The 26634-nt window shown below is 71.6% G+C and carries 27 protein-coding genes; 24 read left to right on the top strand and 3 right to left on the bottom strand.

What is annotated here, in order from left to right; all coding sequences use genetic code 11:
- The first annotated feature begins 17 nt into the window (after window positions 1-17).
- Together miaA and dapF are read left to right on the top strand one after the other, a co-directional pair.
- A complete protein-coding gene (miaA, locus tag DEI86_RS11755) occupies window positions 18-992 on the top strand; it encodes a tRNA (adenosine(37)-N6)-dimethylallyltransferase MiaA (RefSeq protein WP_111049633.1) in 975 nt (324 codons plus the stop codon).
- Window positions 989-1879, top strand: coding sequence for a diaminopimelate epimerase (dapF, locus tag DEI86_RS11760; RefSeq protein WP_111014003.1), 891 nt, complete (start codon window positions 989-991; stop codon window positions 1877-1879). The genes miaA and dapF overlap by 4 nt, the downstream gene beginning before the upstream one ends.
- 29 nt (window positions 1880-1908) lie before the next feature.
- Here the strand turns inward: dapF and DEI86_RS11765 are convergent, their stop codons facing one another.
- The gene (locus DEI86_RS11765; protein WP_111014002.1) at window positions 1909-2520 is read right to left on the bottom strand and encodes a class I SAM-dependent methyltransferase; all 612 of its coding nucleotides are present in this window, start codon (window positions 2518-2520) and stop codon (window positions 1909-1911) included.
- Window positions 2521-2579: 59 nt separating this feature from the next.
- Between DEI86_RS11765 and hflX the strand changes: the two genes are divergently transcribed.
- Window positions 2580-4127 (top strand): GTPase HflX, encoded by a 1548-nt coding sequence (gene hflX / locus DEI86_RS11770; RefSeq protein ID WP_181434949.1) that lies wholly within the window; start codon window positions 2580-2582, stop codon window positions 4125-4127.
- Window positions 4128-4218: 91 nt separating this feature from the next.
- Here hflX and lexA read toward each other — a convergent pair whose 3' ends face one another.
- Window positions 4219-4872 (bottom strand): transcriptional repressor LexA, encoded by a 654-nt coding sequence (lexA, locus tag DEI86_RS11775; RefSeq protein ID WP_111011124.1) that lies wholly within the window; start codon window positions 4870-4872, stop codon window positions 4219-4221.
- Window positions 4873-5126: 254 nt separating this feature from the next.
- Here lexA and DEI86_RS11780 point away from each other — a divergent pair, with 254 nt between their 5' ends.
- The 6 genes from DEI86_RS11780 (at window position 5127) to DEI86_RS11805 (ending at window position 9489) form a co-directional block, all read left to right on the top strand.
- Entirely contained in the window at window positions 5127-5480 is a 354-nt protein-coding gene (locus tag DEI86_RS11780) for a LysM peptidoglycan-binding domain-containing protein (protein WP_258368719.1), read from the top strand.
- Window positions 5481-5564: 84 nt separating this feature from the next.
- Complete coding sequence (locus DEI86_RS11785) at window positions 5565-6659, top strand: histidinol-phosphate transaminase (RefSeq protein WP_111049623.1); 1095 nt, start codon at window positions 5565-5567, stop codon at window positions 6657-6659.
- On the top strand, window positions 6656-7261 hold the full coding sequence (gene hisB, locus DEI86_RS11790; protein ID WP_111049624.1) for an imidazoleglycerol-phosphate dehydratase HisB: 606 nt from the start codon (window positions 6656-6658) through the stop codon (window positions 7259-7261). The genes DEI86_RS11785 and hisB overlap by 4 nt, the downstream gene beginning before the upstream one ends.
- Window positions 7258-7893 carry an imidazole glycerol phosphate synthase subunit HisH gene (hisH, locus tag DEI86_RS11795; protein WP_111011128.1) on the top strand — a complete coding sequence of 212 codons (636 nt, stop codon included), beginning with the start codon at window positions 7258-7260 and terminating at the stop codon, window positions 7891-7893. The genes hisB and hisH overlap by 4 nt, the downstream gene beginning before the upstream one ends.
- 21 nt (window positions 7894-7914) lie before the next feature.
- On the top strand, window positions 7915-8661 hold the full coding sequence (gene priA / locus DEI86_RS11800; RefSeq protein ID WP_111013998.1) for a bifunctional 1-(5-phosphoribosyl)-5-((5-phosphoribosylamino)methylideneamino)imidazole-4-carboxamide isomerase/phosphoribosylanthranilate isomerase PriA: 747 nt from the start codon (window positions 7915-7917) through the stop codon (window positions 8659-8661).
- A 72-nt stretch (window positions 8662-8733) separates the two neighbouring features.
- Window positions 8734-9489: an SseB family protein gene (locus tag DEI86_RS11805; protein ID WP_111049634.1), complete on the top strand. Its 756-nt coding sequence runs from the start codon at window positions 8734-8736 to the stop codon at window positions 9487-9489.
- A gap of 143 nt (window positions 9490-9632) precedes the next feature.
- Here the strand turns inward: DEI86_RS11805 and DEI86_RS11810 are convergent, their stop codons facing one another.
- Window positions 9633-9977, bottom strand: coding sequence for a DUF1844 domain-containing protein (locus DEI86_RS11810; protein ID WP_111037313.1), 345 nt, complete (start codon window positions 9975-9977; stop codon window positions 9633-9635).
- A 327-nt stretch (window positions 9978-10304) separates the two neighbouring features.
- Between DEI86_RS11810 and infC the strand changes: the two genes are divergently transcribed.
- The 15 genes from infC to tyrS all read left to right on the top strand — a co-directional run bounded on the left by infC (window position 10305) and on the right by tyrS (window position 26426).
- Window positions 10305-10937, top strand: coding sequence for a translation initiation factor IF-3 (gene infC / locus DEI86_RS11815; RefSeq protein WP_111014025.1), 633 nt, complete (start codon window positions 10305-10307; stop codon window positions 10935-10937).
- Window positions 10938-11025: 88 nt separating this feature from the next.
- The gene (rpmI, locus tag DEI86_RS11820) at window positions 11026-11220 is read left to right on the top strand and encodes a 50S ribosomal protein L35 (RefSeq protein WP_111011130.1); all 195 of its coding nucleotides are present in this window, start codon (window positions 11026-11028) and stop codon (window positions 11218-11220) included.
- A gap of 46 nt (window positions 11221-11266) precedes the next feature.
- Window positions 11267-11653, top strand: a complete 387-nt coding sequence (gene rplT / locus DEI86_RS11825) for a 50S ribosomal protein L20 (RefSeq protein ID WP_111011131.1) — start codon at window positions 11267-11269, stop codon at window positions 11651-11653.
- A 184-nt stretch (window positions 11654-11837) separates the two neighbouring features.
- Window positions 11838-12659, top strand: a complete 822-nt coding sequence (locus tag DEI86_RS11830) for an RNA methyltransferase (RefSeq protein ID WP_111049635.1) — start codon at window positions 11838-11840, stop codon at window positions 12657-12659.
- A gap of 98 nt (window positions 12660-12757) precedes the next feature.
- Complete coding sequence (gene pheS / locus DEI86_RS11835; RefSeq protein WP_111011132.1) at window positions 12758-13798, top strand: phenylalanine--tRNA ligase subunit alpha; 1041 nt, start codon at window positions 12758-12760, stop codon at window positions 13796-13798.
- Window positions 13798-16290 carry a phenylalanine--tRNA ligase subunit beta gene (pheT, locus tag DEI86_RS11840; protein WP_111049625.1) on the top strand — a complete coding sequence of 831 codons (2493 nt, stop codon included), beginning with the start codon at window positions 13798-13800 and terminating at the stop codon, window positions 16288-16290. The genes pheS and pheT overlap by 1 nt, the downstream gene beginning before the upstream one ends.
- Before the next feature lie 77 nt (window positions 16291-16367).
- The gene (gene argC, locus DEI86_RS11845) at window positions 16368-17426 is read left to right on the top strand and encodes an N-acetyl-gamma-glutamyl-phosphate reductase (RefSeq protein WP_111011134.1); all 1059 of its coding nucleotides are present in this window, start codon (window positions 16368-16370) and stop codon (window positions 17424-17426) included.
- Window positions 17423-18619, top strand: a complete 1197-nt coding sequence (argJ, locus tag DEI86_RS11850) for a bifunctional glutamate N-acetyltransferase/amino-acid acetyltransferase ArgJ (protein WP_258370219.1) — start codon at window positions 17423-17425, stop codon at window positions 18617-18619. Before argC ends, argJ begins: the two co-directional genes overlap by 4 nt.
- Window positions 18619-19596: an acetylglutamate kinase gene (gene argB / locus DEI86_RS11855; RefSeq protein ID WP_111049626.1), complete on the top strand. Its 978-nt coding sequence runs from the start codon at window positions 18619-18621 to the stop codon at window positions 19594-19596. Before argJ ends, argB begins: the two co-directional genes overlap by 1 nt.
- Window positions 19593-20789 carry an acetylornithine transaminase gene (locus DEI86_RS11860; RefSeq protein WP_111049627.1) on the top strand — a complete coding sequence of 399 codons (1197 nt, stop codon included), beginning with the start codon at window positions 19593-19595 and terminating at the stop codon, window positions 20787-20789. Before argB ends, DEI86_RS11860 begins: the two co-directional genes overlap by 4 nt.
- Window positions 20786-21715: an ornithine carbamoyltransferase gene (gene argF, locus DEI86_RS11865; protein ID WP_111049628.1), complete on the top strand. Its 930-nt coding sequence runs from the start codon at window positions 20786-20788 to the stop codon at window positions 21713-21715. Before DEI86_RS11860 ends, argF begins: the two co-directional genes overlap by 4 nt.
- 56 nt (window positions 21716-21771) lie before the next feature.
- Complete coding sequence (locus tag DEI86_RS11870; RefSeq protein WP_111011138.1) at window positions 21772-22968, top strand: argininosuccinate synthase; 1197 nt, start codon at window positions 21772-21774, stop codon at window positions 22966-22968.
- A gap of 14 nt (window positions 22969-22982) precedes the next feature.
- Entirely contained in the window at window positions 22983-24422 is a 1440-nt protein-coding gene (argH, locus tag DEI86_RS11875) for an argininosuccinate lyase (protein ID WP_111049629.1), read from the top strand.
- Window positions 24419-25078, top strand: a complete 660-nt coding sequence (locus DEI86_RS11880; RefSeq protein ID WP_258376533.1) for a DNA-3-methyladenine glycosylase — start codon at window positions 24419-24421, stop codon at window positions 25076-25078. The genes argH and DEI86_RS11880 overlap by 4 nt, the downstream gene beginning before the upstream one ends.
- 37 nt (window positions 25079-25115) lie before the next feature.
- Window positions 25116-26426, top strand: coding sequence for a tyrosine--tRNA ligase (gene tyrS, locus DEI86_RS11885; RefSeq protein WP_181439769.1), 1311 nt, complete (start codon window positions 25116-25118; stop codon window positions 26424-26426).
- The last annotated feature ends 208 nt before the right edge of the window (window positions 26427-26634 follow it).

Here is a 26634-nt window from a genome sequence, read left to right on the forward strand (position 1 = left end):
GGGCCAGCGATCGGGGCGTGGTGCGCCCGGACGTCATCGCGATCGTGGGTGCCACGGGCACCGGCAAGTCGGACCTGGCGCTCGGCATCGCCGAAGCACTCCGCCGAGACGGTCTCCCGGCCGAGATCGTGAACGCCGACGCGATGCAGTTGTACCGCGGGATGGACATCGGGACGGCCAAGGTCCCGATCGCCGCCCGACGCGGTGTGCCGCATCGACTGCTCGACGTGCTCGACGTGACCGACGAGGCGAGCGTCGCGGCGTACCAGCGTGACGCCCGGGCGGCGATCGACGCCGTGGTCGGGGCGGGCGCGCCGGTCGTGCTCGTCGGCGGGAGCGGCCTGTACGTGTCGAGCGTGCTCCACGACCTGTCCTTCCCCGCCACGGATCCGGAACTCCGCGCGGCGCTCGAGCGCGAGGCGGACGAGCGCGGGGCGGACGCACTGCTCGAACGACTGCGTGCCCTCGACCCCGCGGCGGCGGCAGCGGTCGACCCGCGGAACACCCGGCGTCTGGTCCGCGCCGTCGAGGTCGCGACGAACCGGGATCCGGTGCGCCCGCGCCTCCCGTCCGCACCGCGGCCGTGGCGACCGATGCGGGTGCTGCACCTGCAACGGCGGCGTGAGGTCCTCGTGCCGATGCTGCACGAGCGCGCCGCGAGGATGTTCGACGACGGCCTCGTCGACGAGGTCGCGGGCCTCGTCGACGTCGGCCTGGAGGCCGGACGGACGGCCCGCGCGGCGATCGGCTACGCGCAGGCTCTCGACGTGCTGCACGGCCGCTCGGACCTCGAGGGCGCCGTGACGTCGACCGCGGTCGCGACGCGGCAGTACGCCCGCCGACAGGTTTCCTGGTTCCGGCGGCTGCGCGAGGCGGAGTCGCTCGACGTGACCGGAGCGGGCCACGACGACCTCGAGCGGGTGGCCGTCGCCGTGGCTGCCGATCGCGGCCGCGGGGACGCGTCCGAGGCCCTCGCTAGGATCGGGGCGTGACCGAACTCCACTTCACCAAGGGCCACGGCACGGGCAACGACTTCGTGCTGTTCGCCGACCCGGACGCGACGGTGGACCTGACGCCGGAGCGCATCCGTGCCATCGCCGATCGTCGCTTCGGCGTGGGCGCCGACGGCGTGATCCGCGCGGTCAGGACGGCCGCGCTGCCGGACGGCCGATCGATCGCCGCCGTCGCTCCCGAGGCCGAGTGGTTCATGGACTACCACAACGCCGACGGCAGTGTCGCCGAGATGTGCGGCAACGGCGTGCGGGTGTTCGCGCGCTACCTGACCGACGCCGGACTGGTCGACCTCGCGCCGGGCGAGACCCTGGCGATCGGGACGCGGAAGGGCGTGGTCGACCTGCAGCGGTCGACCAACGGGTTCTCGGCCGACCTCGGACGATGGGGGCTCGGCATCGCCGGTCTCGACGGCGACGAGGTCCTCGTCCGCGCCCGCAACCTCGACGGCGCGCGCCCGGGCCTCCCGATCGACGTCGGCAACCCGCACGTCGTCGTCGCCGTGGCGACGGACGACGAACTCGCGGGGCTCGACCTGACCTACGTGCCGGTCCTCGAGCCGGCACCGCCCGCGGGCGCGAACGTCGAGTTCGTCCTGCCCGGCGATCCGCTCGTGCGCGACGGCGTCGGCCACATCACGATGCGCGTCCACGAGCGCGGCAGTGGCGAGACCCTGTCGTGCGGCACGGGGGCCGTCGCGGCGGCCCTGGCGGTCCGCCACTGGGCCGGTCCGCAGGCGCCGGACACCTGGCGGGTCCGCGTGCCCGGCGGCGTCCTGACGGTCCGGATGGCCGCTGCGGAGGACGGCGAGCACGTCGCGCTGAGCGGTCCCGCCGACCTGGTGTTCGAGGGCGACCTCACCGTCTGACGGCCGGTGCCATGACGCACCCGCCGCGATCAGCGTGTCCGGTGCACCCGGATGACGCGGTACCCGCGGTCGGTCGTCGCGCGCGTGACCGCGAGGTCGGTGTCGAGCGTCTCGGCCAGCCACCGCTGCAGCGAGTCGCCGCCCAGGTTCTTGGCCACCACGAGCCAGGCGTCCCCACCTGGTTGCAGGCGCGGGAGCCACGTGAGCAGGATCGAGTGGAGCTCGTCCTTGCCCACCCGGATCGGGGGGTTCGACCAGATGGTGGCGAACCGGAGGTCCTCCGGCACCGCCTCCGGCAGACGCACCGTGACGTTCCGGGCACCGGCCGTCGCCGCGTTCGCCCGAGCCAGGTCGAGCACACGCTCGTTGACGTCGACGCCCCAAACCTCGGCCTCGGGCGCCTGCAGCGCCATGGCGATGCTGAGCGGACCCCACCCGCAGCCGACGTCGAGGAGCGCCCCGGTCGCGGGCGGTGGCGGCACGCTCTGCAGCAACACCCGCGTGCCCGCGTCGAGCCGGTCCGGGCTGAAGACGCCCGCGGCGGTGGCGAGGGTGAGCGTCCGCCCGGCCAGGGTGACCGTGATGCGCCGCGGTCGGGCGTCGCTCTCCGGCTGGGCCGAGAAGTAGTGCTCGTTCGCCATGGATGAACCGTACCGGCATCTCCGTGTGTCGCCGGGTGCCCGGAGGTAGCCTGTGGACGATGACGGAGCAGGACGACATGGTCGAGGGTGTCCTCGAGGAGCAGCAGCACGACGGTGTGGTCGAGCGGGTGTTGCGGAACGCCGAGAGCAGGACGACCCCGGCGGTGTTCGCGCCGGCGCAGGCGATCCAGACCACCGACGCCGAGGTCGTGGGGTGGCAGGGCGACGGCGAACAGTACGACCGTGAGGACCGCGCCGCGCTGCGTCGCGTGTCCGGTCTGTCCACCGAGCTCGAGGACGTCACCGAGGTCGAGTACCGGCAGCTGCGGCTCGAGCGCGTCGTCCTCATCGGCGTGTACGCGCAGGGTGACGCCCAGGACGCCGAGAACTCGATCCGTGAGCTCGCTGCCCTCGCGGAGACGGCGGGCGCGGTCGTGCTCGACGGTCTGCTCCAGCGCCGCCCGCACCCGGACCCGAGCACGTACCTCGGCCGCGGCAAGGCCGAGGAACTGGCGATGGTCGTCAAGGCGACGGGCGCGGACACCGTCATCGCCGACACGGAACTCGCGCCGAGCCAACGCCGTGCGCTCGAGGACGTCGTCAAGGTGAAGGTCATCGACCGCACCGCCGTCATCCTCGACATCTTCAGCCAGCACGCCAAGAGCCGCGAGGGCAAGGCACAGGTCGAACTCGCGCAGCTCGAGTACCTGCTCCCGCGCCTCCGTGGTTGGGGTGAGTCGATGTCCCGTCAGGCGGGTGGCCAGGTCGGCAGCGCGGGCGCCGGCATGGGGTCCCGTGGTCCCGGTGAGACCAAGATCGAGCTCGATCGGCGTCGCATCCACACCCGGATGGCCCGGCTGCGTCGACAGATCGCGGGGTTCGCCCCGGCGCGCGAGGCGAAGCGCGCCGAGCGGCACCGCAACGAGGTGCCGAGCGTCGCCATCGCGGGGTACACGAACGCCGGCAAGTCGAGCCTGCTCAACCGCCTGACCTCCGCGGGCGTCCTCGTGCAGAACCAGCTCTTCGCGACCCTGGACGCGACCGTCCGTCGGACCGAGACCGGGGGTGGCCGCCCGTTCACGTTCGTCGACACCGTCGGGTTCGTCCGGAACCTGCCGCACCAGCTCGTCGAGGCCTTCCGGTCCACGCTCGAGGAGGTCGGTGAGGCCGACGTCGTGCTGCACGTGGTCGACGGCTCCCACCCCGACCCGGGCGCGCAGCTGAGCACCGTCCGCGACGTCATCGCCGACGTGGGTGCTCGGGACGTGCCCGAGGTGGTCGCGTTCAACAAGGCCGATCTCGTCGACGCCGACCAGCGGCTCGTCCTCCGCGGCCTCGTACCGGACGCCGTCTTCGTGTCCGCGCGGACCGGCGAGGGGATCCCCGAGCTGCTCGCCGCGATCGAGGCGCGTCTGCCGGAGCCCGACGTCGAGCTGACGATCGTGGTCCCGTACGACCGCGGCGACCTGGTGTCCCGGCTGCACGACGAGGGTGCGGTGGAGCGGACCGAGTACGTGGTCGACGGCACCCGCCTGGACGTCCGCGTCTTCGCGCGCCAGGTCAGCGAGCTCGCGCCGTTCGTGGTCGCGCCGGTCCACTCCGCCTGAGCGGGGCGTCGCGGCTGGGAGGCCCCGAACGGGGCCCGGCGCACCACCGTGCCGTTCCGCGTCCAGCGGACGGACCCGGGTGTGCGCGACGTCACACGGAGCGCAGGACCGCCACGACGCGTCCGAGCACCGTGGCCGCGTCGCCGAGGATCGGCTCGAACGCGGTGTTCCGCGGGAGCAGCCAGGTGTGGCCGTCGCGCTGGCGGAACACCTTGACCGTCGCCTCCTCGTCGAGCATCGCGGCGACGATCTCGCCGTTCTCGGCGGTCTGCTGGCTCCGCACGACGACCCAGTCGCCGTCGCAGATCGCGGCGTCGACCATGGAGTCCCCGACCACGCGGAGCATGAACAGGTCACCGGTCCCGACCAGCTGACGGGGGAGCGGGACGATCTCGTCGACGTGCTGTTCGGCCGTGATCGGGATACCGGCGGCGATCCGGCCGACGAGGGGAACGAGCGTCGTCGCGTCGATGTCCGGTCCGTCCTCCGGTCGGGGCTCGTCCACGAGGACCTCGAGCGCGCGCGGTCGGTTCGGATCGCGGCGGATCCAGCCGCCGAGCTCGAGCTGACCGAGCTGGTGCGTGACGCTCGACAGTGAGGAGAGGCCGACCGCGTCACCGATCTCGCGCATGCTCGGCGGGTACCCGCGGTTCGCGATCGAGGAGCGGATGGCGTCGAGGATCGCCTGCTGTTTCGGGGTCAGGGGCTTCTGGGTGCGCATCTCGCGTGGTGCGTCGTCTGCCATGTGCGTCGTGCTCCCGGTCCGGCCAGTGGTCGTCGCCCCGTCCGACGGGAATGTCGGTGGTTCCCGTCAGGCTGGCTCCAGTCGATCGAAACTGTATCCGCCAGGACCAGGCGCGCCAAACACCTGTTCGAGCGTGTCGTCGATCCGACACCCCGTTCAGCACCAGTAGGACTTGCGCGCGCTTCGGATCGAACGTATGTTCGGTACAGGTCTTCGGACCACCGAGGCGACCCATGTACGAGGAAGGCGTCAGCATGAGCACCATCAGCAGCACATCCGCCGGTACGGTCCGTCCCCGGCTCCGGATCACTCGGCGGGGCCGGGTCGTCCTCACCACCGTCAGTGCACTCCCCGTGTTGCTCGTGGTCGCCCTCGCCGCCCTCAACGGTGGGCAGGCCGCAGCGGGGGACCACGCGGCGCACGTGCACTTCACGACGGTGACGATCCAGCCGGGCGAGTCCCTGTGGCAACTCGCGCAGGACGAAGCCCCGAACGTCGACCCGCGCGACTTCGTGCAGGACGTCGTCGACCTCAACAACCTCCCGAGCGCCGCCGTCCAGGCGGGCGAGAAGCTCGCCATCCCGACGCAGTACACGACGGGCTCCTGATCGGCCTCCCGGACGGGGTGACGCCGTCGTCATCCCGTCCGGCTGGTCGGTCCGCGTTGACTGCCGCCGCCCTACGATGGTCCGGTGGCGATCACCCTGGACGACCTCCCCATCCGTGACGACCTCCGTGGTCAGACCCCGTACGGGGCGCCGCAGAAGCACGTCCGCGTCCAGCTGAACGTCAACGAGAACACGCATCCCGTGCCGCCCGAGGTCGCCGAGGACATCCTCGCCTCGATCGGCGCGGCGCTCGCCACGGTGAACCGCTACCCGGACCGCGAGTTCACCGCGCTGCGCTCGTCGCTCGCCTCGTACCTCGGGCACGGCCTCGCGCCGGAACACGTCTGGGCGGCGAACGGTTCGAACGAGGTCATCCAGCAGCTCTTGCAGGCGTTCGGCGGTCCCGGGCGGTCCGTCCTCGGGTTCCCGCCCACCTACTCGATGCACTCCATCATCGCCTCGGGTACCGGTACCCGGTGGATCCCCGCGCAGCGGGACGCCGAGTTCGGCATCAGCCCGGCGACGGCGGTCGGGGCGGTGCGCGAGCACCGCCCCGACATCGTGTTCTTCTGCGGTCCGAACAACCCGACGGGCACGCCGCTGTCGCTCGACACCGTGGCCGAGGCCTACGACGCGACGGACGGCATCGTCATGGTGGACGAGGCCTACGCGGAGTTCATGCCGAAGGACCAGCCCTCGGCCCTGACCCTGCTGCCCGGGCGGGAGCGGCTCGTCGTGTCGCGGACGATGAGCAAGGCGTTCGCCTTCGCGGGCGCGCGCGTCGGCTACCTGGCGGCCGATCCCGCGGTGGTCGACGCGCTCCGCCTCGTCCGGCTGCCGTACCACCTGTCGGCCCTGACGCAGGCCGCCGCGGTCGCCGCGCTGCGGCACGCGCCGGAGATGCTCCGGATGGTCGACGACATCGTGGTCCAGCGCGACCGGATGGTCCGCGAGCTCGGGGACATGGGCTTCCGCCCCTACGAGACCTGGTCCAACTTCGTGCTCTTCGGCGGCGTGGCGGAACCCCGCCGCGTGTTCGAGGAACTCCTCGAGCGTGACGTCATCGTCCGCGACCTCGGGATCCCCGAGCACCTGCGGGTCAGTGCCGGGACGGCCGACGAGACCTCGGCGTTCCTCACGGCGATGCGCGAGATCGACCCCGTTAGGGTTGGAGCATGACCGGCTCGCGCACCGCTTCGATCACCCGCGCGACGAGCGAGTCGAGCGTCACGTTGTCGCTCGACCTCGACGGCACCGGTCGTTCCTCGATCTCGACGTCGGTCCCGTTCTACGACCACATGCTCACCGCGTTCGCGAAACACTCGCTCATCGATCTCCAGGTCGAGGCGTCGGGTGACACCGACATCGACGCGCACCACACCGTCGAGGACACCGGCATCGTCCTCGGACAGGCGCTGCGGCAGGCGCTCGGCGACCGCGCCGGGATCGGGCGGTACGGCGATGCGCTCGTGCCCCTGGACGAGGCGCTCGCCCAGGCCGTGGTCGACGTCTCGGGTCGTCCCTACCTCGTCCACACGGGAGAGCCCGAGGGCTTCGCGTTGCACCGCATCGGCGGCCACTTCACCGGCTCGCTCGTCCGGCACGTGTTCGAGGCTGTGACGATGCACGCCGGTCTCACCGTGCACGTCCGGGTCCTCGCGGGCCGTGACCCGCACCACATCGCCGAGGCCGAGTTCAAGGCGTTCGCGCGGGCACTGCGTGCGGCGGTCCAGCCGGACCCGCGAGTGGAGGGCATCCCGTCCACGAAGGGTTCGCTGTGAGCGCTCGTCCGGACGTCGTCGTGCTCGACTACGGGTCGGGCAACATCCACTCGGCCGCCAAGGCGCTCGAGCGGGCGGGGGCGGACGTCACCGTCACGGCGGACCGCCAGGCGGCGCTCGCGGCCGACGGGCTCGTCGTCCCTGGGGTCGGCGCGTTCCGAGCGGTGATGGACCAGCTCGACACCGTGCGGGGCGGCGACCTCGTCGACCGACGGCTCGCCGGGGGCAAGCCGGTGCTCGGCGTGTGCGTCGGCATGCAGGTGATGTTCGAGCGAGGCGTCGAGCGCGGGTCCGATGTGCCGGGACTCGGGCAGTGGCCGGGGACGATCCACCAGTTGCGCGCGGAGGTCCTGCCGCACATGGGGTGGAACACCGTGCAGCCGCCCGCCGACTCCGTGCTCTTCGACGGTCTGAGCGGCGAGCGGTTCTACTTCGTCCACTCCTACGGCGCGACGTCCCTCGACATCGACGCACAGCCGCCGTTCCCCGCCCCGAAGGTGACGTGGGCCGAGCACGGCGAGCGCTTCGTCGCGGCGGTCGAGAACGGTGCGCTCGCAGCGACCCAGTTCCACCCGGAGAAGTCGGGCGAGCCGGGCATCGCGCTGCTCCGGAACTGGCTCCGGACCCTCTGACCCTCCGAACCCGGGAACACCATGAGCGATTCCTCCACCACACCGGCCCTCGTCCTGCTGCCCGCGGTCGACATCGTCGACGGCACGGCCGTCCGGCTGACCCGGGGCGAAGCCGGCAGCGAGACCGGGTACGGTGACCCCGTCGACGCCGCCGCCGCGTGGCGCGAGCAGGGCGCCGAGTGGATCCACCTCGTCGACCTCGACGCGGCGTTCGGTCGTGGCGACAACCGCGATGTGATCGGGCGCGTCATCGCCGCGGTCGACGGCGTGTCGGTCGAGCTGTCCGGAGGCATCCGTGACGACGCCTCGCTCGAGGCGGCGCTCGCGACGGGAGCGGCCCGGGTCAACCTCGGCACAGCGGCGCTCGAGCACCCGGACTGGGCCGCTCGCGTGATCGGCGAGCACGGGGAGCGCATCGCCGTGGGCCTCGACGTCCGCGGGACGACCCTCGCCTCCCGTGGGTGGACCGAGGACGCGGGCGACCTGTTCACCGTCCTCGCGCGGCTCGAGGACGCCGGGTGTGCCCGCTACGTCGTGACGGACGTGACGAAGGACGGCACGCTGCAGGGGCCGAACGTCGACCTCCTGCGGCAGGTCCTCGAGCGCACCGAACGACCTGTGGTCGCCTCGGGCGGTGTCTCGGCGCTCGAGGACCTCCGATCGCTCCGCGAACTCGTGCCCCTGGGGCTCGAGGGCGCGATCATCGGCAAGGCGCTGTACTCCGGTGCGTTCACCCTGCCCGCGGCGCTCGAGGTCGCGGGGGAGTAGGGCGTGACCGCCGACCATCACGACCACGCCGGTCACCACCACGGTGGCGACGGCACGTCCGCGTCCTCCGGCATGGCGGCCGACAGCGCGGGTCTCCCGTGGGCGGGCCGCACGTTCCAGGCGCACGACACGACGTTCGCGGGCGACGACGGCACGGCCGATCCGGCGCTGTCCGCAGCGCTCGAGGGCGTCCGCGCGGGGACGAGCTCGCACGTCACGGTGCTCGACGCGCTCCGCGGCGCCCGGTTGCTCGTGCCGCTCGTGGCCCACGCCGGTGACGTCGGGGTGGGACCGGACGGCCGCCCGGTGGACAAGACGCAGGAGCTCTCGATCGTCACGGTGGCGGGGCCGGACGGGCGCCGCGTGATGCCGGCGTTCACCTCGGTCGACGCGATGCGGTCGTGGGACCCGCGAGCTCGACCCGTCCCGGTCGAGTCCCGCCGCGTCGCGCTCGCGGCGGCGAGTGAGGGCACGGAGCTCATCGTGCTCGACCCGACGGCGCCGACGGAGTTCGTCGTGCGCCGTCCGGCCGTGTGGGCGCTGGGACAGGACGTCCCCTGGGTTCCCAGCTACGCGGACCCGCTCGTCGGCGAGGCCTTCGTCGCGTCGTTCGCCGACGAGCCCGACGTCGTCCGGGTGGAATTGGCCCCTGGCGACGCCGGCGGCCGCTTCGCGGGCCCCGAACTCATCGTCGGTCTCGTGCTCGTACCCGGTCTGGATGCGGAGGCGGTGCGCGGACTCGTGTCGCGCCTCCAGGCCCGCTGGTCGGCAGACCGGTTCATCACCGAGCACGTCGACAGCCTCGGCGTCGCGCTCCGGGCGGCCTGAGCGGAGCGCTGGGGCGTCGGGCGGAGCGCTGGGCGGTCTGGGCGGAGCGCTGGGCCGTCTGGCGGAGCGCTGGGTCGTCCGGCCGGAGCGCGCGAGGTCGCGTGAGCGGACCGTGGCGCGCTGGTCGACCGGCCCGCGGCGCCCTAGTTGACCGGTCCGGTGTACTTCTCGCCCGGTCCCTGCCCCGGTGCATCGGGGATGCTCGACGCCTCGCGGAAGGCGAGCTGCACGCTCCGGAGGCCGTCACGGAGGGGACGGGCGTGGTGGTCGCCGATCTCCGGGGCGGCAGCGGTGACCAGCCCGGCCAGGGCCGTGATCAGCTTCCGCGCCTCGTCGAGGTCCGTCTGCGAGTCCGGGTCGTCCGCGAGCCCGACCTTGACGGCGGCCGCGCTGAGCAGGTGGATGCTGACGGTGTTGATGAGTTCGACCGCGGGGACCTCCGCGATGTCCCGGGCGGCACCGCCCTCCTCGGGTGACTCGTCCGTCACGATGGGCTGGGCCTCGTCCGGGCTGTTGGTCACGGTGCTCCTCTGCTAGACTCTGAGCGGCAGTTGCTGTCCACGTGCTCACGCACCGGCAGCAGCGCGAACAAGAGGAGTCTCTCCCACCCGCGACCGCGCACCACAGGTTACCGGGTCACAACCGCTCCGCCGACGGTGGCGTCCTGTCCGACAGGGCGTCCCGACGGTCGTCCGGCCCCACGGGTCGGGGTCGGGCGGGTACCACGGGTCGATCCGTGCGTACGAACTCCTCGCATCGCGTGCCCCGTCCCGGCCGAACCGCCGGACGGAGACCACTTCACGAAGGAGTTCCGCATCAGCGATCCCCGTACCAACGACCGAATCCGTGTCACCGAGGTCCGACTCGTCGGCCCTGGTGGTGAGCAGGTCGGCGTTGTCCCCATCGCCGTCGCCCTCCGCCTCGCGCAAGAGGCAGAGCTGGATCTGGTCGAGGTTGCTCCGAACTCGAAGCCGCCCGTGGCCAAGATCATGGACTACGGCAAGTTCAAGTACGAAGCCGCGCAGAAGGCCAAGGAGGCCCGGCGCAACCAGGCGAACACGATCCTCAAAGAGGTCCGGTTCCGTCTGAAGATCGACGCACACGACTACGAGACCAAGCGCAAGCGCGCCGAGGGCTTCCTCGCGGCGGGTGACAAGGTGAAGGCCATGATCCTCTTCCGCGGCCGTGAGCAGTCGCGTCCGGAGCAGGGCGTGCGTCTCCTCCAGCGCTTCGCCGAGGACATCGCGGAGTACGGCGTCGTCGAGTCGCGACCGACCCAGGACGGCCGCAACATGACGATGGTGATCTCGCCGCTCAAGAACAAGTCGGACGCCAAGGCCGAGTCGAACGCCAAGAAGGCCGCCGTCCGCGCCGCCAACCGCGCGCAGTCGAACCCCGAGGGCGCGAAGGCAGCCGCCGAGGCCGAGTCGCCGAGCGCCGCCGAGTAACACCGCTCCGAGCACCACCCGGGCCGTCCGGCCCCGTCGCAGCGCTGCGGCACCACGACCCCCACACCCCGTACGGAAAGGCACCCACATGCCCAAGCAGAAGACCCACTCCGGGTCCAAGAAGCGCTTCAAGATCACCGGCTCCGGCAAGATCATGAAGCAGCAGGCTGGTATGCGTCACAACCTCGAGGTCAAGGCCGCGAAGCGCAAGGCCCGCCTCAACGAGGACCAGGTCCTCGCGAAGGCCGACGTCAAGGCCGTCAAGAAGCTCCTCGGCCACTGATCGGCCCTCGCCGACCATCGCCGACCCGGAACGTTAGGAAACCACCATGGCAAGAGTGAAGAGGGCGGTCAACGCCGCCAAGAAGCGTCGCGTCGTTCTCGAGCGCGCCGAGGGCTACCGCGGTCAGCGGTCGCGCCTGTACCGCAAGGCGAAGGAGCAGGTCACCCACTCCCTCGTCTACGCGTACCGCGACCGCCGCGCCAAGAAGGGCGAGTTCCGTCGCCTCTGGATCCAGCGCATCAACGCCGCGTCGCGCGCGAACGGGCTGACCTACAACCGCCTCATCCAGGGCCTCGGGCTCGCGGGTGTCGAGGTCGACCGCCGCATCCTCGCCGACCTCGCGGTCAACAACCCGGAGACCTTCGCGGCGCTCGTCGAGACCGCCAAGAACGCGCTCCCGGCGGACACGTCCGCGCCGAAGGCCGCTGCCTGAGCCATCGCGCACCCGAGCGGGCCCGACCACGTCACGTGGTCGGGCCCGCTCGCTGTTCCGGGGGCGGTCGGGAGGTCCGGTGCGGGCCCGACCCGCGCCTCCCGACCCGCGCCTCCCGGCCCGCGGCGCACGCGGCTCGGACGGGCGTGACGGCCGTCCCTGCCACACTGGGCGGGTGACCGAACTGCTCGACAACCCCCGCTCCTCCCGCGTCCGGACGGTCGCACAGCTGTCCCGCAAGGAGGTCCGCGCCGAGACCCGGCGGTTCCTGCTCGAGGGGCCCCAGGCCGTGTCCGAGGCCCTGCGCTTCCGGCCCGAGCTGCTCCACGACCTGTTCGCGACCCCCACGGCTCTCGAGCGCCATCCGGAGCTCGGCGAGGCCGCGGCGGCCGCCGACCTCCCGGTCGTGTTCGTGACGGAGCAGGTCCTCGAGGCGATGGCCGACACCGTCACGCCGCAGGGTGTGGTCGCCGTGTGCGAGCAGTTCCCGACGTCGGTCAAGGACGTCTTCCGGCCGGGCGCCGGCGAGGACGCGGGTCTGCCCGGTCTCGTGGCGATCCTCGAACAGGTGCGCGATCCGGGCAACGCGGGCACGATCATCCGTGCCGCGGACGCCGCGGGCGCGCAGGCCGTCGTGATGACCGGGCGGAGCGTCGACCCCTACAACCCCAAGGTGGTGCGGTCGACGACGGGGTCGCTGTTCCACGTCCCCGTGTCCGTCGGTGTCGAGCTGGCCTCGGCGGTGGACCGAGCACGCGCCGCGGGCTACACCGTGCTCGCGGCGGACGTGTCGGGCGAGGAACTCCCGGTGGTGCGGAGCGACGGCATGCTCGACGGTCCGACCGCCTGGGTGTTCGGCAACGAGGCCCGCGGACTCACCGCCGCGGACCTGGCCCTCGTCGACCGCGCGGTCCGGGTGCCCATCTACGGCCAGGCGGAGTCGATGAACCTCGCGACGGCGGCGTCGGTCTGTCTGTACGAGAGCGCGTTCGCGCACCGGTCCTGACCGCTGGTGGTCCTCCACCGCCGGGCAGCACACGTCGCTGTCCACGGTCCGGACGGTGTACCGGGAGGCCCGACGCCTGCCCGGTAGGCTTGCGTACCGTGTCAGAACCACTCGAGATCAGCGAGCCGGCGGTCGCCGCTGCCGTGGAGTCGGCACTCGTCGCCGTCCGCGCCGCGACGACGGTCGCGGAGCTCAAGCACGCCCGCGCCGAACACACCGGCGAGCAGTCGGTGCTCGCGCGGCTCAACGCGTCCATGCGGACGGTGCCGAAGGAGCAGAAGGCCGAGGCCGGCAAGCTCGTCGGCCAGGCGCGGGCGCGGGTGAACCAGGCGATCGCCGAGCAAGAGGCCGTCCTCGCCGTGGCCGAGGAGCGCGCCCGCCTCGAGTCGGAGCGGGTCGACGTCACGGCGCTGCCGGTGCGCCACCAGCCCGGCGCGCGACACCCGCTGTCGTTGCTGCAGGAGACGATCGCGGACATCTTCGTCGGCATGGGGTGGGAGGTCGCCGAGGGCCCCGAGCTCGAGCACGAGTGGTTCAACTTCGACGCCCTCAACTTCGACCAGGACCACCCCGCTCGCGCGATGCAGGACACGCTGTTCGTCGAGCCGGTCGAGCGGCACCTGCTCATGCGCACGCACACGTCGCCCGTCCAGGTCCGATCGCTCCTCGGGCGCGGTGTGCCGCTGTACGTCATCGCGCCCGGACGCGTGTACCGGTCGGACGAACTCGACGCGACGCACACGCCCGTCTTCACCCAGGTCGAGGGCATCGCTGTCGACCGGGGACTGACGATGGCGCACCTGCGCGGCACGCTCGAGCACTTCGCGCGGCAGATGTTCGGCGCCGACGCCCAGATCCGGCTCCGGCCCAACTACTTCCCGTTCACCGAGCCCTCCGCCGAGATGGACGTCTGGCAGCCGAACGCCAAGGGCGGCGCGCGCTGGGTCGAGTGGGGTGGGTGCGGCATGGTCAACCCGAACGTGCTCCGCTCGGCCGGCATCGACCCGTCCGAGTACCAGGGCTTCGCGTTCGGCATGGGGATCGAGCGGACGCTGCAGTTCCGCAACGACCTCAACGACATGCGTGACATGGTCGAGGGCGACATCCGCTTCTCGCAGCAGTTCGGAACGGTGGTCTGATGCGCGTCCCACTCCGATGGCTCGGTGAGTCAGTCGACCTCCCCGAGGACGCGACCCTCGAGCACGTCCACGCCGCCCTCGTGTCGGTCGGGTTCGAAGAAGAGGCCGAGCACGCGTTCGACCTGACGGGGCCGATCGTCGTCGGCCGAGTCCTCGAACGCGTGCCGGAGCCGCAGAAGAACGGCAAGACGATCAACTGGTGCCAGGTGGACGTGGGCGAACCGGAACCGCGGGGCATCGTCTGCGGCGCGCACAACTTCGACGTCGGTGACCTCGTGGTCGTCACGCTGCCTGGTGCCGTGCTGCCCGGTCCGTTCCCGATCGCCGCCCGGAAGACGTACGGACACGTGTCCGACGGCATGATCGCCTCCGCCCGCGAGCTCGGTCTCGGCGAGGACCACGACGGCATCCTCCGCTTCGCGGACCTCGGCATGGAGCCCGAGGTCGGCGCGGACGCCATCGCGCTCCTCGGGCTCGACGACGCCGCGGTCGAGATCAACGTCACCCCCGACCGCGGGTACGCGTTCAGCATCCGCGGCGTGGCGCGCGAGTACGCCCACGCCACGGGGGCGACCTTCCACGACCCCGCCGAGCGTCCGGCTCCGCGGTCGGGTGACGGCTTCGCGGTCACCATCGCGGACGACGCACCGATCCGCGGCAACGTGGGCGCCCGGACCTTCGTGACGCGCGTGGTCCGCGGCATCGACCCGACCCGCCCGACGCCCGCCTGGATGATCGCGCGGCTCCGACTCGTCGGCGTCCGGAGCATCTCGCTGCCCGTGGACATCACGAACTACGTGATGTTCGAACTCGGCCAGCCCCTGCACGGCTACGACCTCGGCGCGCTGCAGGGCGGGCTCACCGTCCGCCGCGCGACGCCGGGCGAGACCCTCGTGACCCTGGACGACGTCGAACGCCGACTCGACCCCGAGGACCTCGTCATCGCCGATGACGCCGGCCCGGTCGGGCTCGCGGGCGTCATGGGCGGCGCGCGCACCGAGATCGGAACGGGGACGACCGACGTCCTCATCGAGGCCGCCGGATTCGATCCGGTGTCCATCGCTCGGTCGGCCCGTCGGCACAAGCTCCCGAGCGAGGCCTCGAAGCGGTTCGAGCGGGGTGTGGACCCCCTCGTGGCCGAGGCTGCGGCGGCCCGCGCCGTCGAGCTCCTCGTCGAGCTCGCGGGTGGCACCGCGGACGACCTCGGATCGACGCTCGTCGATCGCTCGCCCCGCCCGGCGGTGTCGATGCGTCTCGATGCGCCCGAGTCCGTCGTCGGCGTGGCCTACACCGAGGCCGAGGTCGTCGAGACCCTCCGGTCCGTCGGCGCCGAGGTCACGACCGACGCGGACCTGCTCACGGTCACGCCGCCGTCGTGGCGGCCGGACCTCGTCGACGACGTCTCGCTGATCGAGGAGGTCGCGCGCATCGTCGGCTACGCGCGGATCCCGAGCGTGCTGCCGGTCGCGCCGCCCGGACGTGGCCTCAGCCGTGCCCAGCGTGCCCGTCGCCGCGTCGTCGCGGCACTCGCGGCCCAGGGCCTGGTCGAGGTCGTGACGGCCCCGTTCGTCGCCACGGCGACGGCTGATGCGTTCCCCGGGATCGACGCGGCCGGCGGTCCGAGCGTCGCACTGGCGAACCCACTCGACAGCGAGCTGCACCTGCTCCGTCGTTCCGGTCTGCCCGGGCTCGTCGACATCGCCCGTCGCAACACGGCGCGTGGCCTCGTCGACGTCGCGGTGTTCGAGGCGGCCTCCGTGTTCCTGCCCGCCCTGGGGGCCGAACTCGGCACGACGACGATCCCGCGCGGTGCGGAGCGTCCCGACGACGCCACCCTCGCCGCGATGACCGCGTCGCTCCCGGCGCAGCCCACACACGTGTCGGCACTGCTGACGGGGTCGCGGCTCCTCAAGCAGCCCGGTGTGGCGGCCGAGCCGTACGGCGTCGCCGACGCGCTCGACGTGGCGCGGACGGTCGCGTGGGCGGTCGGCGCCGAGCTGACCGTCGCGCAGACGGAACACCCGTCGATGCATCCCGGCCGTGCGGCCCTGGTGTCGGTCGGCGATCACCCCGTCGGCGTGGTCGGCGAGCTCCTCCCGTCGACGACGGCCGACGCCGACCTGCCGCGCGTGGTCGCGGTCGTCGAACTCGACCTCGACGCCCTCGTGGCTGCGGCCCCCGCCGCGGTCCTGCCCGAGGCGATCGTCTCCTACCCCGCGGCGACGCAGGACCTGTCCCTCGTGGTCGACGTGGATGTGCCGGCGGGCGCGGTGCTCGACGCCGTCCGCGATGGCGCCGGTGCGCTGCTGGAGTATGCTCGCCTCGTGGACGACTACCGGGGCGCCGGCGTGACGGAGGGACAGAAGTCCCTGACCTTCGCGCTGCGGTTCCGCGCCACGGACCGCACGCTGACCGCCGCCGAGGCCACCGAGGCCCGAGACGGCGCCGTCCGACGTGCCGGCGAGCGATTCGGGGCGACCCTGCGCGACTGATCCACTCGGGATCAGCCTCGCCCGGGGTCGCCGCCTCCGACTCCCTCGACCGAAGTCCGATCATCAAGGTGGAACCCATGTCCGTATCCGTCGCCGTGGCGGGAGCCAGCGGCTACGCGGGTGGGGAGCTCCTGCGCGTGCTCTCCGCCCATCCCGAGTTCGACGTCAGGACGGTGACGGCGTTCTCGAACGCCGGACAACCGCTCATCGCGACACAGCCGCACCTCCGCTCGCTCGCACACCTCACCCTGACCGAGACCACCCCGGAGCAGCTGCGCGGGCACGACGTCGTGTTCCTCGCGCTGCCCCACGGCCAGTCCGGCGCGATCACCGAGCAGCTCGGGGACGACGCGCTCGTGGTCGACTGCGGTGCGGACCACCGTCTGACGGACCCGGCCGACTGGTCGGCGTTCTACGGCGGTGCGTACCACGGCGCGTGGACGTACGGTCTACCCGAACTCGTGCGGGCCGGCGGATCGGGCGCCGCCGCCAAGCAACGGTCCGAGCTCGTCGGGACGAAGCGCATCGCAGTACCGGGGTGCAACGTCACCGCCGTGACCCTGGGGATCGCGCCCGGGGTCGCCGCGGGCGTCGTGGAGACGGACGACATCGTCGCGGTGCTGAGCGTCGGGCCGTCGGGTGCGGGCAAGAAGCTCGCGACGACCTACCTGGCCGCCGAGATCCTGGGGTCCGCGTCCGCCTACGCGGTCGGGGGCACGCACCGGCACGTGCCGGAGATCCAGCAGAACCTCCGCGTCGCCGGGGCCTCGTCGGTGCGGGTGTCCTTCACACCCGTGCTCGTCCCGATGGCCCGGGGCATCCTCGCGACCACGTCCGCGCGGCTCGCGCCCGGTGTGGGCGCGCACGACGTCCGGCTGGCCTGGGAACAGGCGTACGCCGACGAACCGTTCGTCCACCTCCTGCCCGAGGGCGAGTACCCGCGCGTCGCGGACACGGTCGGTGCGAACACGGCGCTCGTGGGCATCGCGGTCGACGAGGCCGCTCGACGCGTCGTCGCGATCTCGGCGCTGGACAACTTGGCCAAGGGCACGGCCGGTGCCGCTGTGCAGTCCACCAACATCGCGCTCGGTCTGCCGGAGACGCTCGGTCTCTCGATCGACGGAGTCGCCCCGTGACCGCGGTGACCGACGGGACCGCGGTGCCGTCCCTCCAGGGCGTCACGGCCGCGGCCGGGTTCCGCGCGACGGGCGTCACCGCCGGGTTGAAGCCGAGTGGCAAGCCGGACGTCGCCCTCGTCGTCAACGACGGTCCGTCCGACGCGGTCGCCGCGGTGTTCACGAGCAACCGGGCGAAGGCGAACCCGGTCATCTGGTCCCAGCAGGTCGTCGCGGACGGCGTCGCGCGTGCGGTCGTCCTCAACTCGGGCGGTGCGAACTGCTTCACCGGGTCCTTCGGGTTCCAGACGACGCACCAGACGGCCGAGGCGGTGGCCGACGTCATCGGTGTCGGTGCAGCTGACGTCGTGGTGTGCTCGACCGGCCTCATCGGGGTCGGGGGCGAGGCCTTCCGCGAGGGCGTGCTCCGTGGTGTCGGACTGGCTGCCGCCGGGCTCAGCACCGACGGCGGTCCGGCGGCGGCCGAGGCGATCATCACCACCGACACGCACGCCAAGCAGTCGGTGGTGTCCGTCGACGGCTGGACGATCGGTGGCATGGCGAAGGGCGCCGGGATGCTCGCGCCCGGGCTCGCGACGATGCTCGTGGTGATCACGACGGATGCCGACCTGGCGTCGGACGCGCTGGACCAGGCCCTCCGCGCGGCAACACGCGTCACGTTCGACCGCGTCGACTCCGACGGCTGCATGTCCACGAACGACACGGTCGTGCTCATGGCCTCCGGCGCCTCCGGGACGACCCCCGAGGTCGGTGACTTCCAGGAGGCCCTCACCGCGGTGTGCGCGGACCTCGCGCGTCAGCTCCAGCAGGACGCCGAGGGCGCGAGCCACGACATCGCGATCGAGGTCGTCGGCGCGGCCAGCGAGGACGACGCGGTGACGGTCGGGCGCAGCGTCGCCCGCAACAACCTGTTCAAGGCCGCCGTGTTCGGCAACGACCCCAACTGGGGGCGGGTGCTCGCGGCGATCGGCACGACGGACGCCGAGTTCGACCCGTACGCGGTCGACGTCAGCATGAACGGGGTCCGCGTGTGTCACGCCGGCGCTCCGGACCGCCCGAGCGACCAGGTCGACCTGACGCCGCGCGACACGCACGTGCACATCGACCTCGGGGTCGGCCCCCACGCGGCGACGATCCTGACGAACGACCTGACGCACGACTACGTGCACGAGAACAGCGCGTACTCGAGCTGATGGCGAACGGAACACACGTGGACAACGACGGACTCCTCACCGAGGACCAGGAACTCGCCGCGGTCAAGGCCGCCACGCTCATCGAGTCGCTGCCCTGGATCAAGCGCTACTCCGGCAAGGTCGTCGTCGTGAAGTTCGGCGGCAACGCGATGGTGAACGACGACCTCAAGCGCGCGTTCGCCGAGGACATGGTCTACCTGCGCTACGCGGGGCTCCACCCGGTGGTGGTGCACGGTGGCGGCCCGCAGATCTCGGCCGCGCTCGAGCAACAGGGCATCGCGTCGGAGTTCCGTGGCGGGTACCGCGTGACCACGACCGAAGCGATCACGGTCGTGCGCGACGTCCTGGCCGGTGAGGTCAACCGCGAGATCGTCGACCTGCTCGACGAGCACGGCGCCGGACTCGGGGTCGGCGTGTCCGGCGACGGCGGCTCGTTGTTCTCCGGGCACAAGCGCGGTGTGGTCATCGACGGCGAGGAGTTCGACCTCGGTCACGTCGGCGACATCACCGAGGTCGACCCAACCGAGGTGCTCGCCGCGATCGAGGCCAACCGGATCCCGGTGGTGTCGAGCATCGCGATCGACGAGAGCGATCCGGAGCAGGCCCTCAACGTGAACGCCGACGCCGCGGCGGCAGCCCTGGCGATCGCGCTGCGCGCGTCGAAGCTCATGATGCTGACCGACGTGCCGGGGCTGTACCGGAACTGGCCCGACCGGGACTCCGTGATCGACCTCATCTCGGTCGACGAACTCCGGGAACTCCTGCCGAGCCTCGAGTCCGGCATGATCCCGAAGATGACCGCCTGTCTCGATGCCGTGGTCGCGGGCGTCGGCGGCGCGACCATCATCGACGGCCGTATCCCGCACTCCATCCTCCTCGAGGTGTTCACCCTGCGCGGTGCCGGCACCGAGGTCATCCCCAACGAACGACGCGCGCCCGGACACCTGGCCGCTGCTGACGAACGGAACGAAGCATGAGCATGACGACCCAGACTGGCTGGAACGACCGGTTCGGCGCGTCGCTCATGCGATCGCTGACCCCACCGAAGATCATGCTCGAGCGTGGCCGCGGCTGCCGGGTGTGGGACGTCGACGGCAAGGAGTACCTCGACTTCCTGGCGGGCATCGCCGTGAACTCGCTCGGTCATGCCCACCCCGCGGTGGTCGAGGCCGTGACGGACCAGGCGTCGAAGCTCATGCACGTGTCGAACTACTTCGCCACGCCGCCGCAGCTCGAGCTCGCGGAACGCCTCAAGCGCATCACCGGCGCGGGGGACGCGGGTCGCGTCTACTTCGGTAACTCCGGGGCCGAGGCGAACGAAGCCGCGTTCAAGCTCGCACGGCTGAACAAGGGCGACGGGTCCCGCACGCGGATCCTCGCGTTGCAGAACTCGTTCCACGGACGCACGATGGGTGCCCTCGCGCTCACCGGCAAGCCCGCCCTCCGCGAGGACTTCGAGCCGATGATCCCCGGGGTCGAACACATCGACTCCACCATCGAGGCGCTCGAGGCCGCGATCGACGACCAGGTCGCCGCACTCGTGCTCGAACCGATCAAGGGCGAGGCCGGCGTCGTCGACCTGCCCGAGGGCTTCCTCGCGGCGGCGCGAGCGCTGACGGAGCAGCACGGCGCGTTGCTCATCCTCGACGAGATCCAGACCGGCGTGGGACGCACCGGGTCGTGGTTCGCCTTCCAGGGGCACGGGATCACGCCCGACGCGATCACGATCGCGAAGGGCATCGCCGGAGGCTTCCCGATCGGCGCACTCGTCACGTTCGGGTGGGCGTCCGACCTGTTCTCGGCAGGCCAGCACGGGTCCACCTTCGGCGGGAACCCGCTGGCGACGCGGGTCGCGAACGCCGTGCTCGGCGAGATCGAGACCACCGGGCTCGTGGAGGCGGCGCGCGGCAAGGGCGAGCGCATCCGCGCCGGGATCGCAGCCATCGGCAGCCCGCTCGTCGACGAGGTGCGGGGCGAGGGCCTCCTCGTCGGGATCGGACTCACCCGACCCGTCGCCCCCGCGATCAACACGGCCGCGCTCGAGCGCGGGCTCATCGTCAACGCTCCGAACGAGTCATCCATCCGGATCGCACCGCCGCTCATCGTGTCCGACGCCGAGATCGACGAGTTCCTGGTGATCCTCGCGCAGGCGATGGAGGCAGCGGCATGACCCGCCACTTCCTCCGGGACGACGACCTCACCCAGGCGGAGCAGCTCGAGATCCTCGACCTCGCCGCGGCGATGAAGGTCGACCGCTGGGGCGCGAAGCCGCTGGCGGGGCCCCAGAGCGTGGCGGTCATCTTCGACAAGTCCTCCACCCGGACGCGCGTGTCGTTCCACGTCGGCATCAGCGACCTCGGGGGCAGCCCGCTCATCATCTCCACCGCCAACAGTCAGCTCGGCGGCAAGGAGACCCCGTCCGACACGGCGCGCGTGCTCGAACGGATGGTGTCCGCCATCGTCTGGCGCACGTACGCGCAGGCCGGGCTCGAGGAGATGGCCGCTGGGACCACGGTGCCGGTCGTGAACGCGCTGTCGGACGACTTCCATCCCTGCCAGCTCCTCGCGGACCTCCTGACGATCCGCGAGCACCGGGGCACGCTCGCCGGCCAGACGATCGCCTTCGTCGGCGACGGCGCGAGCAACATGGCCCAGTCCTACCTGCTCGCGGGGACGACCGCGGGCATGCACGTCCGTGTCGCGGCCCCCGTCACGTTCGCACCCGACCGGCAGGTCGTCGCCGACGCCGAGCGCGTCGGCGCGCGGACCGGTGGCTCCGCCCTCGTCGTGACGGATCCCGTCGCGGCGGTGAGCGGTGCCGACGTCGTCGTCACCGACACCTGGGTGTCCATGGGCAAGGAGGACGAGAAGCAAGCGCGCCTCGAGACCTTCTCCGGGTACCGCGTCGACGACGAGCTCATGGCGCACGCCGCCGCCGACGCCGTGTTCATGCACTGCCTGCCCGCCGACCGCGGCTACGAGGTGACCGAAGCGGTCATCGACGGTCCGCGGAGCATCATCTGGGACGAGGCCGAGAACCGACTGCACGCGCAGAAGGCCCTTCTCGCCTGGCTCCTCGACCACGCGGCCGACTGACCTCGGCCCGCGACGAACATCCACCCCGCACCCCGCATCCCCTGAGAAGGAGAACCATGGCAGACCGCGTCGTACTCGCGTACTCCGGAGGGCTCGACACCTCCGTCGGCATCGGATGGCTCAAGGACGCCACCGGCAAGGAGGTCGTGGCACTCGCCGTCGACGTCGGCCAGGGCGGCGAGGACATGGACCGCATCCGTCAGCGCGCGCTCGACTGCGGCGCCGTCGAGTCGATCGTCGTCGACGCCAAGGACGAGTTCGCCGACGACTACCTGATGCCGGCGCTCAAGGCGAACGCCCTCTACCAGAAGCGCTACCCGCTCGTGTCCGCCCTGAGCCGGCCGCTCATCGCGAAGCACCTCGCCCTCACCGCCAAGCAGCTCGGCGCGGACAGCGTCGCCCACGGCTGCACCGGCAAGGGCAACGACCAGGTCCGGTTCGAGGCAGCGGTCGCCGCGATCGCCCCCGACCTGACGAGTGTCGCGCCGGTCCGGGACCTCGCACTCACGCGCGACAAGGCGATCGTGTACGCGCAGGAGCACGACCTGCCCATCGAACAGAGCAAGAAGTCGCCGTACTCGATCGACCAGAACGTCTGGGGCCGCGCGGTGGAGACCGGGTTCCTCGAGGACCCCTGGAACCCGCCGATCGAGGACCTGTACTCGTACACGCAGGACCCGACGGTCGAGCGCGCCGCGGACGAGGTCACCATCACGTTCGAGCACGGCGTACCGGTCGCGATCGACGGACAGCGCTTCAGCGCACTCCGCATCGTGCAGGAGCTCAACGCACTGGCGGGCAAGCACGGCGTCGGGCGGATCGACGTGGTCGAGGACCGGCTCGTCGGCATCAAGAGCCGCGAGGTCTACGAAGCGCCCGCCGCGATGGCGCTCATCGCGGCGCACGAGGAACTCGAGAGCCTGACGCTCGAACGTGACGTCAACCGCTACAAGCGCGGGGTCGAGTCCGAGTGGGCGAACCTCGTGTACGACGGTCTCTGGTTCTCCGGGCTCAAGCGCAGCCTCGACGCGTTCATCGAGGACACCCAGCAGTACGTGTCCGGTGACATCCGCCTGCAGCTGCACGGCGGCCGTGCGACCGTGACGGGCCGTCGGAGCGAGCAGTCCCTGTACGACTTCGACCTCGCCACGTACGACACGGGCGACACGTTCGACCAGTCGCTGTCCAAGGGCTTCATCGAGATCTGGTCCCTGCCGAGCAAGATCTCCGCTCGGCGCGACCTGGCCAACTGAGGCGGAGCGGCGGCATGGCGGACGAGCAGAGCACGAGCAGGGCCGGCGAGGCCGGCGCGCTGTGGGGCGGGCGGTTCAGCAGCGGTCCCTCCCCGGAGCTCGTCGAACTGAGCAGGTCCACGCAGTTCGACTGGCAGCTGGCGCCGTACGACATCGCGGGGTCGCGGGCACACGCCCGCGCCCTCGCGGTGGCCGGGTACCTGTCCGAGGACGAACTCAGCCGGATGCTGGACGGTCTCGACCGACTGGACGCTGCGGTCGCGGCCGGCACGGCCCGACCGGGCCAGGACGACGAGGACGTGCACTCGGCGCTCGAGCGTCTGCTCATCGAGGACATCGGGGGCGACCTCGGTGGGAAGCTCCGGGCCGGCCGCAGCCGGAACGACCAGATCGCGACGCTGGTGCGGCTGTACCTGCTCGACCACGCGCGACGGATCGGGCACCTGCTGGTGGACCTCATCGACGCGCTGAGTGCGCAGGCGGACGCCCACCGTGAGGCCGTGATGCCCGGGCGCACGCACCTGCAGCACGCGCAGCCGGTGTTGCTCGCGCACCACCTGCTCGCCCACGCTTGGCCGCTGGTCCGTGACCTCGAGCGCTTCCGTGACTGGGCCTCCCGGGCATCCGCGTCCCCCTACGGCGCGGGTGCGCTCGCCGGGAGCTCACTCGGTCTCGATCCCGCCGCGGTCGCGGCAGACCTGGGTTTCGCTCGCCCCACCGAGAACTCGATCGACGCGACGGCGTCGCGCGACGTCGTGGCGGAATTCGCCTACGTCACCGCGCAGATCGGGATCGACGTGTCGCGGCTGGCCGAGGAACTCATCGTCTGGAACACGAAGGAGTTCGGCTTCGTCCGGCTGCACGACGGGTTCTCGACCGGGTCGAGCATCATGCCGCAGAAGAAGAACCCGGACATCGCGGAACTCGCGCGCGGCAAGAGCGGCCGCCTCATCGGCAACCTCACCGGGCTGCTCGCGACGCTCAAGGGACTCCCGTTGGCGTACAACCGCGATCTCCAAGAGGACAAGGAGCCGGTGTTCGACTCCGTCACGCAACTCGAGGTGCTGCTCCCGGCGTTCACCGGCATGGTCGCGACCGTCGAGTTCGACACGCAGCGCATGGCGACGCTCGCGCCGCAGGGGTTCTCCCTCGCGACGGACGTGGCCGAGTGGCTGGTGCGCCGCGGTGTGGTGTTCCGTGACGCGCACGAGATCTCGGGTGCCTTGGTGCGCTTCTGCGAGGAGCGCGGCCTCGAGCTCGACGAACCGAGTGATGCGGATTACCGGTCCGTCTCCGAACACCTGACCCCGGACGTCCGCTCGGTCCTGACCGTCGAGGGGAGCGTCGCCAGTCGCGCTGGTGCCGGAGGGACGGCACCGGAGCGCGTCGCCGAACAGGTCGTGGCCCTCACCGCTCGGATCCGATCGCTGACCGAGGCGGCGCCGCTCGCGTGATCGACGAGGCGGGGGTGCTCGGCGAGCCCGCGCTGGCGGCTGCTCCCGCGCTGCTCGGTGCGACCATCACCGGTCGCGGCGTGACCGTGCGCATCACCGAGGTCGAGGCCTACATGGGCGAGACCGACCCTGGGTCGCACGCGTTCCGCGGTCAGCGGCAGCGCAACCGCCACCTGTTCGGTGCGCCAGGGACCTTGTACGCCTATCGCTCGTACGGCATCCACACCTGCCTCAACGTCGTCAGTGGACCGGACGGATTCGCCTCCGGGTCGTTGCTGCGCGCGGGCGCGGTGGTCGAGGGCGTCTCGCTTGCGCGGGAGCGACGCGGTGACCGCGTGCCCGACGTCGGTCTCGCCCGCGGGCCGGGCAACCTCGGTCAGGCGCTCGGCGCGATGCTCACGGACGACGGTTCGAGCGTGCTCGACGGCCGCGGACCGTACGTCCTCCGCTTCGCCGACGGACTGGAGGAGCGACTCGCCTCGTCGACGACCGCGCTCCTCGACGAATCCCTCGCGGACGGCAGACCGCGGATCTCCGTCGGCCCGCGGGTCGGTGTCGGGGGCGTGGCGGGAGGGCGCGCGTTCCCGTGGCGATTCTGGTTGACGGGCGAACCGACCGTGTCCTCGTACCGGCGCCATCCCCAGGCGACGGACTGAGCGCAGTCGGGTGGGCGACGCGCACTACGATGACGGGGTGCCCAGCGATACCGTTCCCGAGGTCCTGACGCGCCAGCAGAACGACCCGTCCTTCGACTCGATCTGGGACGAACTGCAGTGGCGCGGGCTCGTCCACGTCTCGACCGACGAGACCGCATTGCGGGCAGCGCTCGAAGCCGGTCCGTTGACGTACTACTGCGGGTTCGACCCGACCGCGCCGAGCCTGCACTGCGGGAACCTGTACCAGCTCCTGCTCATGCGCCGACTGCAGCTGGCCGGCCACAAGCCGCTCGGCCTGGTCGGGGGGTCCACCGGGCTCATCGGTGACCCCCGACCGACCGCCGAACGGACCCTCAACGACCGCGCGACCGTCGAGGAGTGGGTGACGCGCCTCCGCGCGCAGGTGTCGCGGTTCCTCAGCCCCGACGGCGAGAACGGGCTGCGCATGGTGAACAACCTCGACTGGACGGCGCCGCTGTCCGCCATCGACTTCCTGCGTGACATCGGCAAGTACTTCCGCGTCAACACGATGCTCCGCAAGGACGCGGTGGCAGCTCGGCTGAACTCGGACGCCGGGATCAGCTACACCGAGTTCAGCTACCAGATCCTCCAGGGCCTCGACTACCGCGAGCTCCACCGTCAGTACGGCTGCACGTTGCAGACGGGCGGCAGCGACCAGTGGGGCAACCTGACGAGCGGCACCGAACTGATCCGCCGCACCGAGGGTGCCGTGGTCCACGCGCTCGGGACTCCGCTCATCACGAACTCCGACGGCACGAAGTTCGGCAAGAGCGAGGGCAACGCCGTCTGGCTCGACCCGGAGATGACGACGCCGTACGCGTTCTACCAGTTCTGGCTCAACACGGCGGACGCGGACGTGATCGAGCGGCTCAAGGCGTTCACGTTCCTCTCGCGCGCCGAGATCGAGCGGCTCGAGCAGGCGGTGGCGGACGAGCCCTTCCGGCGAGAAGCCCAGCGCGCGCTCGCGTTCGCGGTGACGTCGCTGGTGCACGGCGAAGCGGCGACGCGGGCGGCGATCGAGGCCGCGTCGGCGCTGTTCGGCAACGGTGACCTCGCCGCCCTGGACGCGGGGACCCTCCGCGCCGCGATCGCGGAGTTGCCGTCGGTCACGCTCGCACCCGACGTCGACGTCACACGCGCGCTGGTGGAGACCGGACTCGTCGAGTCCCTCGGCAAGGCCCGGCGTGCGGTCGAGGAGGGCGGGATCTCGGTGAACAACCAGCGCGTCACCGACCCGACCGCGCGCATCGACGCCGACGTGCTGGCCGGGGGAGTGGTCGTGCTCCGGCGCGGGAAGAAGACGTTGGCCGGCGTCACCATCGGCTGAACCACCTCGACCACGAACGCCCGGACTCCCGGTGAGGACGGGCGTTCTGTCGTACCTGGGGCGTCCATCAGCACTGGCGGTGCATCCTGGGCGCGGCCGCGACACGCCCGGGATGTGGGGTGGTTTGCTGGGTGGTGGGGTGGTGCGTAAAGTAATCACTCGTCACCCCAAAGGTGCGGCGGAGCGGCCGGGACAGTGTCCCGGAGCG

The sequence above is a fragment of the Curtobacterium sp. MCBD17_028 genome (assembly GCF_003234875.1).
GTDB lineage: Bacteria > Actinomycetota > Actinomycetes > Actinomycetales > Microbacteriaceae > Curtobacterium.